The 12,480-nt window shown below is 44.2% G+C and carries 8 protein-coding genes, 16 tRNA genes and 2 rRNA genes; 2 read left to right on the top strand and 24 right to left on the bottom strand.

Features of this window, described 5'->3' with window-relative positions; translation table 11 throughout:
- Positions 1 to 24: 24 nt before the first annotated feature.
- Complete coding sequence (locus MST20_RS00125) at positions 25 to 2,832, bottom strand: M14 family metallopeptidase (RefSeq protein ID WP_243939225.1); 2,808 nt, start codon at positions 2,830 to 2,832, stop codon at positions 25 to 27.
- A 230-nt stretch (positions 2,833 to 3,062) separates the two neighbouring features.
- Positions 3,063 to 4,388, bottom strand: a complete 1,326-nt coding sequence (locus MST20_RS00120; protein WP_243939223.1) for a TGS domain-containing protein — start codon at positions 4,386 to 4,388, stop codon at positions 3,063 to 3,065.
- 1,591 nt (positions 4,389 to 5,979) lie between these two features.
- Between MST20_RS00120 and MST20_RS00115 the strand changes: the two genes are divergently transcribed.
- Both MST20_RS00115 and MST20_RS00110 read left to right on the top strand, forming a co-directional pair.
- The gene (locus tag MST20_RS00115) at positions 5,980 to 7,653 is read left to right on the top strand and encodes a T7SS effector LXG polymorphic toxin (RefSeq protein ID WP_243939221.1); all 1,674 of its coding nucleotides are present in this window, start codon (positions 5,980 to 5,982) and stop codon (positions 7,651 to 7,653) included.
- Positions 7,654 to 7,669: 16 nt separating this feature from the next.
- Positions 7,670 to 7,984: a hypothetical protein gene (locus MST20_RS00110; protein WP_106070804.1), complete on the top strand. Its 315-nt coding sequence runs from the start codon at positions 7,670 to 7,672 to the stop codon at positions 7,982 to 7,984.
- Here MST20_RS00110 and MST20_RS00105 read toward each other — a convergent pair.
- The 22 genes from MST20_RS00105 to MST20_RS00005 all read right to left on the bottom strand — a co-directional run.
- Positions 7,940 to 8,227, bottom strand: coding sequence for a tyrosine-type recombinase/integrase (locus tag MST20_RS00105; protein ID WP_376711831.1), 288 nt, complete (start codon positions 8,225 to 8,227; stop codon positions 7,940 to 7,942). The genes MST20_RS00110 and MST20_RS00105 overlap by 45 nt on opposite strands.
- A 262-nt stretch (positions 8,228 to 8,489) precedes the next feature.
- Positions 8,490 to 8,627: a hypothetical protein gene (locus MST20_RS00100; protein ID WP_167564596.1), complete on the bottom strand. Its 138-nt coding sequence runs from the start codon at positions 8,625 to 8,627 to the stop codon at positions 8,490 to 8,492.
- Complete coding sequence (locus MST20_RS00095) at positions 8,628 to 9,722, bottom strand: response regulator aspartate phosphatase (RefSeq protein WP_243939220.1); 1,095 nt, start codon at positions 9,720 to 9,722, stop codon at positions 8,628 to 8,630.
- 300 nt (positions 9,723 to 10,022) lie between these two features.
- Positions 10,023 to 10,235, bottom strand: coding sequence for a tyrosine-type recombinase/integrase (locus MST20_RS21305; RefSeq protein ID WP_481747890.1), 213 nt, complete (start codon positions 10,233 to 10,235; stop codon positions 10,023 to 10,025).
- 300 nt (positions 10,236 to 10,535) lie between these two features.
- A tRNA-Leu gene (locus MST20_RS00090) sits at positions 10,536 to 10,617 on the bottom strand.
- 14 nt (positions 10,618 to 10,631) lie between these two features.
- Positions 10,632 to 10,720: transfer RNA gene (locus tag MST20_RS00085), tRNA-Leu, on the bottom strand.
- 12 nt (positions 10,721 to 10,732) lie between these two features.
- Positions 10,733 to 10,803: transfer RNA gene (locus MST20_RS00080), tRNA-Cys, on the bottom strand.
- Positions 10,804 to 10,817: 14 nt separating this feature from the next.
- Positions 10,818 to 10,892, bottom strand: a tRNA-Gly gene (locus MST20_RS00075).
- A 53-nt stretch (positions 10,893 to 10,945) separates the two neighbouring features.
- Positions 10,946 to 11,017 (bottom strand) — tRNA-Gln (locus MST20_RS00070).
- Positions 11,018 to 11,025: 8 nt separating this feature from the next.
- A tRNA-His gene (locus tag MST20_RS00065) sits at positions 11,026 to 11,098 on the bottom strand.
- Positions 11,099 to 11,118: 20 nt separating this feature from the next.
- Positions 11,119 to 11,192: transfer RNA gene (locus MST20_RS00060), tRNA-Trp, on the bottom strand.
- Positions 11,193 to 11,199: 7 nt separating this feature from the next.
- Positions 11,200 to 11,284: transfer RNA gene (locus tag MST20_RS00055), tRNA-Tyr, on the bottom strand.
- A gap of 7 nt (positions 11,285 to 11,291) precedes the next feature.
- Positions 11,292 to 11,364: transfer RNA gene (locus MST20_RS00050), tRNA-Thr, on the bottom strand.
- 3 nt (positions 11,365 to 11,367) lie between these two features.
- Positions 11,368 to 11,443 (bottom strand) — tRNA-Phe (locus MST20_RS00045).
- An 11-nt stretch (positions 11,444 to 11,454) separates the two neighbouring features.
- A tRNA-Asp gene (locus MST20_RS00040) sits at positions 11,455 to 11,531 on the bottom strand.
- Positions 11,532 to 11,575: 44 nt separating this feature from the next.
- Positions 11,576 to 11,652 (bottom strand) — tRNA-Met (locus MST20_RS00035).
- A gap of 21 nt (positions 11,653 to 11,673) precedes the next feature.
- Positions 11,674 to 11,749: transfer RNA gene (locus MST20_RS00030), tRNA-Val, on the bottom strand.
- Between the two features lie 117 nt (positions 11,750 to 11,866).
- Positions 11,867 to 11,941 (bottom strand) — tRNA-Glu (locus tag MST20_RS00025).
- 14 nt (positions 11,942 to 11,955) lie between these two features.
- Positions 11,956 to 12,047: transfer RNA gene (locus MST20_RS00020), tRNA-Ser, on the bottom strand.
- A gap of 6 nt (positions 12,048 to 12,053) precedes the next feature.
- Positions 12,054 to 12,128, bottom strand: a tRNA-Asn gene (locus MST20_RS00015).
- Between the two features lie 9 nt (positions 12,129 to 12,137).
- Positions 12,138 to 12,253, bottom strand: a 5S ribosomal RNA gene (rrf, locus tag MST20_RS00010).
- A 109-nt stretch (positions 12,254 to 12,362) separates the two neighbouring features.
- Positions 12,363 to 12,480, bottom strand: a 23S ribosomal RNA gene (locus tag MST20_RS00005); the annotation flags it as partial.

Below are 12,480 nucleotides of genomic sequence, written 5' to 3'. Positions count from 1 at the left end.
CTTGCACTTCAGCTTTCCAGCCTCTCATCGTTTTGATGATGAAGCATTTTCAGTTTTTCCAGGAGCGGCATTGAAAATCGAATTCGCCAGCAGCCGATATTGATGCTGCGGATGATCGTCATTGGTTAAATCGTTAGCGAAAACAGTTAAGTTCTTGTTGTGATCTTTATACGTGAAAGCCATTATCTTTCCTTTGGCAGCATCATGTCCCGGCCACCAGCCTGCCTTAAAGAAATGGTCTTCATCAGCAATCACCGCAAGCACTTTTGCCGTTTTTGGAACAGCGGTAATATAAGAACCAGTGACTGTGTAGAAGTATTCCTGTTTATTGTAAGGAGCTGTAATAGCATGATCTTGCATGACATTTGCCAAGAAGACGCCTTCGTATCTCTCCCATTCAGGACCTTTAAAAGAAAATCCGGGGATCCACTTCTGAACATTCGTCATCCCCATGTTTCCAAATGCAATGTAAGGCTTTCCTTTATTAACATATTTAGAAGAGTCGAACGTATTGACAAGCACATCTGCGCCCGCCTGTTCTGATGTGACGTTAAACCCGAGATTTTTCAGTACATATGCCGCTTCACCCAATGCTCCTACAGTAGAAGCCTTGAGAACTTTGCCGCTTGGTTTCTTATGGCCGAATGCGCTCACATCAAGATAGTACTTGGAAGCTAATGGGGACAGGTCCTTGTAGGCAACCGCGAAGTCGCCCGCTTGATAGCCTGATCCGCTCTTGGTGAGCATTGTAACGGTCTTGCCGGCTGCCAGTAATTCGTTGACTGCCTTTATCGCATCATTGTTTGTGTTTTGGATCAGCACATAAGCTGAGCGTTTTGGCATTTTAGTTCCCGGAAACGATACGGATGTGATGGTAGAAGTCTTGCCTTTGAACACCCCGGCATCGCGAATGACATAACGGTCAAAACCTCGCATATCATGGAAATTTTGAATCATCTCACCGGCTATCATTTCATAATCAGATACATCTATTCCATCATACAAGACCAAGTTCGCGAGGCCGCGGTTTGCCTGGTGCATGTTTACAATAAATGATCCTGCCGGATATGTTTTTCCGTTAACGGTTACCGCTTTTGTTGATCGTTCAACCTTTACGCCGTTGCGAAGAAAGTACTCAACCATCTTATAGGTTTCCAACACATTCTTTTGAATGTTTTTATCGACCGGGAGTACGTAATATTCCGGGAAGAAGTTTTGGTTGCCCTGCCGCGGACGGCCGATCTCTTCGTTTTTGGCGTTGACCAAGTAATGATCGACAGCGCGATCATCGATATTGTCTACCCCGCGCTCGAATATTTTTAATTGGTTCAGGAACAGTTCTTCTTTCTTTCCGGCTACATATTTTGCAGCTGCCGCAGAACTGTAATACAGAGCTTTGGTAGACTCTTCATTCGACTCGGACGTTTCCAGCGTGTGCCCCATCGCACCGTGATACATGGCGAATGCAGCGGTATATGCTGCAGATGCATCATCCCATCCCGAAGCCGTGCCTTTTGACACATAATTCGGATCTTCCGCAGTTTTCCGATGTTCTTCATAAGGGATGTGATAGTAGTCGTACTTCGTATTTGCAATCCCCGCCTCACCCATAGCCTTTGCCTGTTCCACCATGTGATCAATTAAAAGATCATACTCAACGTTCGGGTTATGAGGCGGAGTAGAGGGCTCAATCAGGAAATTGGAATCGAACCCGTGCATATCCAGAAAAGACAGCGGCGACCACTTCGCGATTTGTTCTGTTACGCTGCGCGTCTCAGGCTGGGTTTGATATGAATTATCCCGGTTCAAATCGAAATCCTCAGCATTGGAACGTGTCGTATGAACCCGGCCATCCGGATTGTCCGTATAAACGAACAGGAAGAAAACATGTTTCAAGGCATCATCTATATTCAACGTTGTCTTGCTTTTCTTGCCATTCGGCAGGACTGTATCATACGTTATGCTCTTATCCAACGCCATTGACTTAAAGTAATTCATGATCGCGTCGACTCCAGGCGCTTCATTCGGATGAATATTGTTCAACCAGATCGGCACCTGATAGTCGCCAAATGCGCCGGATTTAATGTCGGCCTGCAATTTCTTCGGATCATTCAGCATGGCAGGGTGAGTCACCTTCTGATACTTATCGACAGCGGCTTTATCTTTGGCAAGCACTGTCAAATAGATATCACGGCCTTCGACCGATTTACCGATGGAAGTCGTTTTAATATATCTGTTGTTTTTTTGCGCAGCTTTTGCTGTAACAGCATCGATCTCCGGCTTCAGCTCGTCGTAAGTGCGGAAGCTGTCATATGGTGTCAATTTTACGGGAGCATGGGCAACCACTCGTCCGTTCATTGTTGCCGCCAAATCATATGTGCCCATCAGAGACGCGTATAGCGGCCGCTGCAGTCGCGGCTCTGACAGGTTGTCTGTATCGTATGGAAGATCGAAGTTGATGTTAGCATGAACTTTGCCGTTGGTTACTTTTACATGGCTAACAGTAATGAAAGGTGCACCGGTGTAATCACGGACCTTATATTTTTTCCATTGAGACAGCGGTTTGCCGTCATACGTCCAGTTTAAGCTTTTCACATCAACACCTTGCGGAAGCTTAAACGCAGCATGAAGCGTTCGTTTTTCTGTCATCGAAGCAACATTGTTGTCCAGTTTTAACTTCTGAGATTTTTTAGTCTTTGTTTTTGTCTGCTGACCGGACGCCGTCCCCTTGGCAGTCTGCGCCATAGCAACGCCTGGGGTTATCGCTCCAAGCAGCATCATAAACGATAAAACCAAGATCAGATAACACTTTGTGAACGATTTTTTAAACATAGAAAAATGCCATCCCCATTTCGTGATATTTTCAAATTGCAAATTTGATCAGAGAAAAGCCAATACAAGGATGAGGGGGCTGCATTTCATGAACAAGAGCCTGCCTCGCACTCTGATTCAGCATGCACTCATCCATTGTTCTCCGATATCTTCCGGAATTCCCGATAGGCTAACAGCCTGAAGGAGCTGCCTGCTCAGACGGTTCCTTCAGGCAAAATGTTGAAGACCGCCTACCTCAGTGTCGTCGGTCCCGTGACAGGTCCCAAGGTGCTGAATGCCCGGTCAAAGCGGCGCATCACTGTCTCGAGCGGACCGGCAGGAAGCCGGGCAATCAGCCACCCTGTCACCGTCGCCACGAACGCGACGAACAGATCACCGAATGGAATGGCCCCGATATCATACTTGGCTCCCGAGATTTCAAGAGCCCATATGACAACAAACTGTGCTGCATACATCGTCAACGCTACACGTCCGACTCCCGCGAACGGCTTTAACACGGCAGAAGTCTTCTGCGGCACGAGACATACCAATCCAAGCACCAGAAAGGCAACCCCAAGCCCCAGCATCGTCTGAAAAGTTGACGCACTGTGCGGAGCAATCGAAAGAAGATTGTGCCACAGCGGCGGCGCCACGTTGTGCGGCCAGATTGCATACTGATCCGGTTCGGCGCCGGCCGTGCCTTGAACACTTACGAGCCACTCTTCGAAGGAACGGCTCAGCCCTGGAAGAACGAAAGTACCCAAAACTTTAGAGACGATAAGCATGATTGCGCCGCTGCTTACTAGCGAAAGTGCGGTACGCATCTTGGTCAGATCAAAGCGCCCGATTGCCATACCGGCGACGAAAGCGGGTGCAAGTGCGAGCGCGGACATCGGACCGCCTGCCATATCACCAAGCAAGTATGCTTCCGACAGGACGCTGCCTCCGAGAATCATCAGCGGCGGGCTCACTGCAAGCAAAACAGCTGCTGTTGTAACGAGCACACGTGTCGAACGACGAATCAGCACCAACGCCAGCACAAACAGTGCAGCATAAGCGGGCAATATCACCCCGAACGGAGTATTCAGCATAATGAGCAGATATCCTATCATGTCGATAAATACCGCGCGGGCAAGCATCCGCGTCCGAAATGCAGCCGGCTCCATTCCTCGATCCATCATGCGCCCGGCCATGATCGAATAGGAAATGCCGCCGCAAAGCACAAATAGAAGCGTCGTATTCCCGGAAACGATCGAACCGTTCGTTTCGTTCAAGGCGAAGTGCTGCAAATACATCCCGATGACCGCCAGCCCCCGAGCTGCATCAAGTGCCACAATACGCCCTGTCCCCCGCGATTTTTCACGCGCGATCTTCTGCCCTTCAGCCGAGTCCCGGGTAACAATTTCAACGAGCGCACCGTCCTGAAGCGGGGTTGATAAATCTACAAGCTTTCCGTTTAATTTACCGGCAACCGCCTGTTCCAGACCGCAGCTAATAGAAGCAGCGACATCTTCAATGCTCGCTTCCTCCTCAAACTCTCTGACGGACCCGTCAGGCAATTTAATGCGAATTGACAACTGTATTCCTCCTCGAAATGTTCCTTTGTCTATATTTGGATGAGATCTTGCTGTATTCAATATAGCGGGCGGATGTCGCTAAAGTTTGATCAACTTGTAAACAAAACGTAAAAAGGCGATCGGAGAATTGGAACATATCATTGCATAAAGAAAAGCACCTTGCTGATGACAAGGTGCTTCATTTCACGGTGCGATAAATGAAGAGTGCGGACAACAGTTGGTCATTGCGAATATGTTGGCGGTTCTCCGCGTTGATGAGGAATAAACAAAAAGAGCGTTCCTTACACAGGGAACGCTTTTTCATCGTTTGACAATACGGTGTTTAGTGATACCGGTGGGCGAGGTCAAATATACCCAGAGAACCATTGATATATCAAGGTTTTTGTCTGCCTTTGTATAAAATTCGAACGAAAAAATTGTAAATTGTTAATAATGCGGACAGCCGCATATTCAAAGATGGATATGATAAAAGTTCCAACACAAAGGACGAAGAAATATGAGTATCAACACAATCGTTCTGCTTTATACAAGTCGTCCAAGATTTTGGCATAGGTTCGTTTTCAAATTCAAATAATTTTTTCATCAAAAAGGCAGGCCATCAAATGACCTGCCCAAACACAATTATGTTGCGAGCCTAGATGCTACAGAAAATTCTGCGTGTTGTTGTTCAACAGATGTGTGAATGGAAGCGCTCGACACGACCAACAAGCCCAAAGCAAGGGTCAACGAAAGAAACAGCTTAGATTTCATACAGAAAGTCGCCCCTTTTGATTTGTTTCTGAGCCTGCACCATCTGATCATTAAAAAATATGGAATCATTTGGCCGCTCATTCCTAGTATAGAATAGAGCTGCTTCTAATGCCAGTTCCTCAAGATAGGGGTAACCACGACTATCCCGTAATGGTTTCATTGTTTCTAGTACCTCTGACTTATTAGCTGATTTTATAAACAGTACTTCTAAAACATCCAACAGACACAGGAATAATTCATCTTCAAATACCCGCGCACTTTCAAGCGCCTTTTCATAAAATTTTCGTCCTTCAATATTTTCGTTACTTCGAAAGTAATTAAAGCCAAATCATAATAAGCCTGAGTCAGTTCTTTTGCCTTTATTTCCTTTGCTACATCAATCGCCTTATGAAAGTATTCAATACTTTTGTTGGTCTCTCCATTGCATTATAACAGTATGCGACATTTAAAAGAGCCTTTGCAACAATCGCCTTGTTTTGAATGTCTTCCGCGGATTCCTTAGCGCTTAAAAGATACGGTAAAGCTTGATCATTCGTTGATAAATCAATGCAATTCCCAGCAACAACGAATAGACAATTGATTCTTCGAATCACATATGCATCAAATGAAATTTTCGTGATACCGAAAGACAAATTTAAAACAAATGGCTTTTTGGTTTAGTCACAGAGCCTAAAGAATGCTACAACAAACTTGTTTACGATAATCGAAATGAATTAATAGAAATAATGACCTAAGCCTAATGATTCATTTTCATGGTTGGACAGGAAATATTCACCAAGTCCTTTCTATAAAGTGGTAAACTATATACTGATTGTAACGAAAAGTATTAGAGGAGAATGCCATGAAGACTCTTGATGTTCAGGCGTTACACAATGCGATAGATCAAACGCTGGAACAATTAAAACACCAATCAGACGAATTCGCCAAAGTCAAAAAAGCCGTTGAGGGGATCACATCACTTGATGATGCTTTAAAAGGAAAAGGCGGCGATGCCATTCGTAATTTTTATGAAGAATGTCACACTCCTTTTCTACAGTTCTATGATACTTTTATAGAGGAATACAGTTCCACGCTGAAGAAAATGAAAAGCGCGTTGAATTCCCTGGAAACAAACCATAATGGATTTATTTCACAAAACTTTCTCGAACACGAGCTGGAGAATGGCTTAAATACGGCTGACCGCACAACAAAACATTTAGTTTCCAAGACCAACGCAACGATCGCAAAAGTCAGCCATATCGTTGATTTACCGGATTTGAATGACAGCGGTTTTCATGAACAGAATCAGAAAGCGATAAAGGAAATCAGCACGACCCTTGAAAAGCTACATGCGTTTGACCGCGAACAGACAAACGCCCTCAAAACGGCTGAAAACGATCTTGAGACAATGCAGAGATACATGGCGCGGCTCGAAAGGATGTATACCGGGCCCAAAATTGAAATCACCAGTTATCAAAAAGGTGCGATTTTAAAGCCGGATGATAACACTAAAGCAAACGGACTACCTGGCGGACTTCAGGGCCAACTGGAGAATGCCGAGCCGTCTCCGATGGAGATGATGCTTGAAAAGCTCAACAAAAATAAACGATCCAATGTGTATACGGTGATGAGGGCAGACAATAAAGAAAATATCAATCAAGACGTTTATGCGAACGATTTTGCTTTGAATACGTTACAAAAAGAAGCAGAAAAACATCCGAAGGTTTATGGAGATATTCGGGTCATTGATGGTAAACTATATAATCATAAAGGATGGAAAAAGGTCAAAACAGTTGATGTCGCCGATGAAGTAGTTCAAAATCCGTCAGACATTAAATATATCGGTGGGCGTTACCATGTATATGAAAATGGTCAAATCGTAAGAGAGTACATTGTAAACGGCAAAGTAGAGATGGAAGCTGTTAAACGTATTCCAGAAAGTCGAAGCCAAGGGAATCTTAAGCGAGATTTTGAAGGAACTCCTTTAGAACCAGTAAATGATATAGGGGATTTTGTTGCAAAAGAAATAGCGGGCGGAAATGATGCGGTTCGAGTCATAACAGGCAGAGATCCGGACACAGGTGAAAAAGTCTCTGATGTCGAGCGTGCTGCGTCCGGAACTTCTTTAACACCTGTTGGACGGCTGCTGAAATACGGTAGAAAAGGATTTAAGTTCTTTAAAGGCGAAGAGACGGCAAAGAAAGTTGCGAAGGTTGAGAAAAGCTCTAAGGGTAGTGTTAAACCTGTTTCAAATATGAATGAGTTTTTTGATATGGAATTTGGAAAATCAATAAGTAATTCCTTGTCAAAATCAAAAGTAAAGTACGATGGACAATCAATTTATAAGGTAGAAAAGAAGACGGATAACCCATATCTGAAAAAGGGTTATGGAGTTTATCTTGACGCATTACATAAAGACCATTTAGAAGTAATAGATAAGACAGGTAATGTGAAATACGTATTGAATTTAGATGGTGCTTTAAACTCTGATAAGACTAAAAAAGCACTTGGACGAGTAGTTAAGGGCTGGAAATAATTGTGGAGGAATTTATATGGATAAAAAGTTAGAAGGAATATTGGACATATTAGATAAACTTAATTCAAGTATTACTATTGTAAATAAAGAAGATATAGATGAACAGTACGAGAACCTTGAGGATTTTAGGATGTTAACTGGAGATTTAGATGTTATATTAAACAATTTTAGTTCATTGGATAAGAACGATGGTGATGAAATAGAGAAAATGTTATTTGAACTTCATAGAATTCTAACGACGTTTGAATGGCATTTCTCAGAAATCAGTGATTTAAACACGACAATATTAAAAGTTTATAAAGACAAAATCAATAATAATGAGAAGCCTTAAAAGAGTATTTTTTCTCATGGTGTGGGTACCGATGCCATTAAGCCCGACGAATTCCACCGCCTCTTTCAATATGTTATATGCCGTGCTTCTGCTGATTGGTTTGTTAAGCCCTTCACGGCTCTTAAACAAAAATTCCTGGTCATCCTTGTCTTTAATGTAATCGGCCAGGGCCTTTTTTAGGGCCTTATTTATTTTGATCCGTTTCTGGTTGCAGGTTTTCTTCTCGCGTAAATCGATGTACATTCGTTTGGCGTTGCGGACTCTTAAACGAAGTAAATCGGATATACGCAAGTCTGAGTTTATGACGGTGACGAAAAGCAGCTAGTTTCTTTCAATCCGTTCTCTCAGGAATTTTTTTATATAATAAATCTGGTCCATATCCCGGATAGGCTGCACAAAGTTCATTATGAAGCACTTCCCTTCACATACACTTCCTCTTTCAATGCGATGGAAATCATAAAAAAGACGGCTGTAATAGCCGCCCTCTTACTGTTGTATTTTTGTTTTATGAGCCCGCTCCTCTTGAGGCAAGTAATGTTACTGAGTCTGCTGTTTGAATACTTTCTGCGAGGAAGTCTGCTGCGCTGGTTAAAACGAGTCCAAGCGATGTAGTAAGGAAAGCAGTTACAATAAGTTTTTTCATTTAAAGAACCTCCTTTCCTGTTAGTTTACTTGATTTTATTGCTTTTTCCAAGAAGTATGTGGAATATTTGTAATTATTTAATGAGCTGTAGACGTTGGCCACATCCTCAGCAAGCGCCTCAATGTCTACGTAAGCCTCCCTCTCCTCGAGCATTTCGATAAACTCTTTTACTTGCGGTACACCCTCGAGGGGAGCGCTATAGCATATATTTAAAATCGAGAATTTGAGCGAAAAGTTGATATTATTCGTTTTCTGAGCAAACTCAAAACCAAGATGAACCCACTTAAGCGCCTTATCAACCTCACCTATCTTATAAGTCGATCTAGCTGACTCGTATATGCACTGCATGTACATAATAGGCGCATTTTTTTCGATGTCATCTGTTTTAAATGAGAGGTCGAAATACTTGAGTGCCTCTTCGTGTTTATCCTCTTGAATTTTTAAAAAGCCGAGATCATAGTAGACAGCCGCCAGCAGATGATTATCGCCCATCTTGATCAGTCTTTCTGCGCAACTATTAAGCATATTTTCAGCTCTTGTTAAACGTCCGTCGTCTATATAATTGAGTGCGAGCAGCACCGTACAGTTTATCGACTGTGTCTTATATTCTTCATAAGCCCTATAGATGCTCTTCGCGATTGAAAGATGATGAAAAGAAAGTAGAGTTGTTTTCGTAAAATAATAGAGATTTCCAAGCTTATAATGAAACTCGGCCTTTTCGATTTCATCTTCGACATTATCGAGCTGCCGCTCGGCAACTCTAAAACAATTAAGCGCTTTAGAGTAGTTGCTCCTCGCACTTTCATACATTCCTTTAAAGAGAAAGTGATAGTATCTTAACAAACCGTCTGTCTTCGCCTTATCCTCAGCAATAGGCGGAAGCTGCGGCTCCCCCGCGACGTCTTCCATTAATACTCTGAACCTGTAATCAAGTAGATTAAAGTAAAGCAAAACGTCCTGATCTTCTTCCATTACGTTTAAAAGGCCTTTTATTCTGTCCCTAAGTTCTACGGCATTTGAGACATCTCTTTTTTTTATGTGAACATACCACTGATTGATGAGATTGGCTACGTTCACAGAGGCTACTGTTTTCATTGTCAAACCTCCCACACTTTACTGCCTCTATCGCTATGAGAACATTTTACAGAAAGTTCCCAATCTTTGCAAAGGAATTTGTATAATTTACTTTTTACCCTATAAATGGATAATAAAAAGTGAGGGCTTGCCTATATAATTTACTGTGCGATTACCGCCCTAGGAAGTTACGGCAAACTTATTTGTCCTTTTCTCAAATGTTTCTTATTTCAATGACAGACTCTCTATCGAGAGTAATACACGTTGCGTCTGCCTCGACATACCCTCGGATAGAAATATACTTTTTAAGCTGCTTCTTCATTATGGCGTAATCGATACACTTCTTTCTTGATTCCCTTTGGCATTTCTTACGTGTATGACTGATTCTTCTCTTCGATTTTTACAACTGTTAAATTTTAGGCTTGCGAACTCATTCTCCCGAATACCTGTCTTCAATAAGAGCAGCATCATTGAATAGTCTCGGTTATCTGTGAATGTTCTAGATTCAGCTGGCTTAAAAGTTGCTGCTCTTATTGTCGACTGAATGTAGTGACGATCTGCTTCCGGTCTTTAGTCCTCCGCTGCGTATATATCCGATGATATTCCACTTTATATGCTCCTGACGAGGGGTCGCCAGATATATTTTGCCTCTGTAAGCTGCACCTTATTAAGCTCATTTCGATAATATCTCACGGTATGTTCCTACAGCTTCCGGAGCTCGCAGTCCTTAAGAAAAAATTCTTGCAGACTTGTTCAAAGATAAGGAATAAATAAAAAGAGCGTCCCCTTTGTAAGGAACGCTCTTTCATCGTTTGGCAATACGATGATTAGTGATACCGGTGGTCGGGGTCGAACCGACACTCCCGAAGGAACACGATTTTGAGTCGTGCGCGTCTGCCAATTCCGCCACACCGGCATGTGTGTGATCAATGGTGCCGAGGGCCGGACTTGAACCGGCACGGTAGTCACCTACCGCAGGATTTTAAGTCCTGTGTGTCTGCCAATTCCACCACCCCGGCACGAGGCAAATAAGGCGACACCCGGATTCGAACCGGGGATAAAGGTTTTGCAGACCTCTGCCTTACCACTTGGCTATGCCGCCATCATTTTAAGAATTGGAGCGGAAGACGGGATTCGAACCCGCGACCCCCACCTTGGCAAGGTGGTGTTCTACCACTGAACTACTTCCGCATTTTAACTAATATTCATCTTATCATATGCAGGATGATAAAGAAAGATGAAAACTGGGCTAGCTGGATTCGAACCAGCGCATGACGGAGTCAAAGTCCGTTGCCTTACCGCTTGGCTATAGCCCAATATTAAGGGCGATTGATGGGAATCGAACCCACGAGTGCCAGAGCCACAATCTGGTGCGTTAACCACTTCGCCACAACCGCCATAAATTGTGAATTAAAATTGGCAGGGGCAGTAGGAATCGAACCCACACCGGAGGTTTTGGAGACCTCTGTTCTACCGTTAAACTATGCCCCTAAAAACATGGTGGAGGGGGACGGATTCGAACCGCCGAACCCTGAGGGAGCGGATTTACAGTCCGCCGCGTTTAGCCACTTCGCTACCCCTCCAAAACAGTGCCGGCCAGAGGACTTGAACCCCCAACCTACTGATTACAAGTCAGTTGCTCTACCAATTGAGCTAGACCGGCAAATGGTGGCTCGGGACGGAATCGAACCGCCGACACACGGATTTTCAGTCCGTTGCTCTACCAACTGAGCTACCGAGCCTTTATTTAAAATGGCGGTCCGGACGGGACTCGAACCCGCGACCTCCTGCGTGACAGGCAGGCATTCTAACCAACTGAACTACCGGACCATTTTAGTTGCACCCTTCGGATACTTCTCATTTAATGAGTAATTTGGTTGCGGGGGCAGGATTTGAACCTGCGACCTTCGGGTTATGAGCCCGACGAGCTACCGAACTGCTCCACCCCGCGATAATATGATTTTTATAGAAATGGTGGAGGATGACGGGATCGAACCGCCGACCCTCTGCTTGTAAGGCAGATGCTCTCCCAGCTGAGCTAATCCTCCGCAGTACAGGACGTACAAGTGCATGCATTGCAACAGGATGTTGCGATCTTAGCATGCCTTTCTTCAAAAAGCTCTGGCATTCGCCTTCTGCTTTTTAGCGTGCTGTCCAAAAAAGAATGGTGACCCGTACGGGATTCGAACCCGTGTTACCGCCGTGAAAGGGCGGTGTCTTAACCACTTGACCAACGGGCCAGATGTATTTAAAGTGGCGGAGAGCAAGGGATTCGAACCCTTGAGACGGCGTTGGCCGCCTACACGATTTCCAATCGTGCTCCTTCGACCACTCGGACAGCTCTCCAATAAATGGCTCCGCAGGCAGGATTCGAACCTGCGACCGATCGGTTAACAGCCGATAGCTCTACCACTGAGCTACTGCGGAATAATGCCTGCCTGGCGATGTCCTACTCTCGCAGGGGGAATCCCCCAACTACCATCGGCGCTGAAGAGCTTAACTTCCGTGTTCGGCATGGGAACGGGTGTGACCTCTTCGCCATCATCACCAGACAATTTAGTGACAAAGATCATTATACTATGTATTTGAAAAAATGCAAGTGCATTTTTCGAGAAATTATTCTCTCAAAACTAGATAACGGTCAGACGCTTCACAAACATTTAGGTTAAGTCCTCGATCGATTAGTATCTGTCAGCTCCATGTGTCGCCACACTTCCACCTCAGACCTATCAACCTGATCATCTTTCAGGGATCTTACTTCCTTGCGGAATGGGAAATC

The organism is Bacillus sp. B19-2 (genome assembly GCF_022832475.1).
Taxonomy (GTDB): domain Bacteria; phylum Bacillota; class Bacilli; order Bacillales; family Bacillaceae; genus Bacillus; species Bacillus paralicheniformis.
Note: the sequence above shows the minus strand (reverse complement) of the source record. Positions and strands in the feature narration are given on the sequence as shown.

Excerpts from the sequence above, each read along its gene's own strand:
- MST20_RS00125 (WP_243939225.1), bottom strand. The coding sequence starts at position 2,832 with ATGTTTAAAAAATCGTTCACAAAGTGTTATCTGATCTTGGTTTTATCG.
- MST20_RS00115 (WP_243939221.1), top strand. The coding sequence starts at position 5,980 with ATGAAGACTCTTGATGTTCAGGCGTTACACAATGCGATAGATCAAACG.
- MST20_RS00110 (WP_106070804.1), top strand. The coding sequence starts at position 7,670 with ATGGATAAAAAGTTAGAAGGAATATTGGACATATTAGATAAACTTAAT.
- MST20_RS00105 (WP_376711831.1), bottom strand. The coding sequence starts at position 8,227 with ATGTACATCGATTTACGCGAGAAGAAAACCTGCAACCAGAAACGGATC.
- MST20_RS00100 (WP_167564596.1), bottom strand. The coding sequence starts at position 8,627 with ATGAAAAAACTTATTGTAACTGCTTTCCTTACTACATCGCTTGGACTC.
- MST20_RS00095 (WP_243939220.1), bottom strand. The coding sequence starts at position 9,722 with ATGAAAACAGTAGCCTCTGTGAACGTAGCCAATCTCATCAATCAGTGG.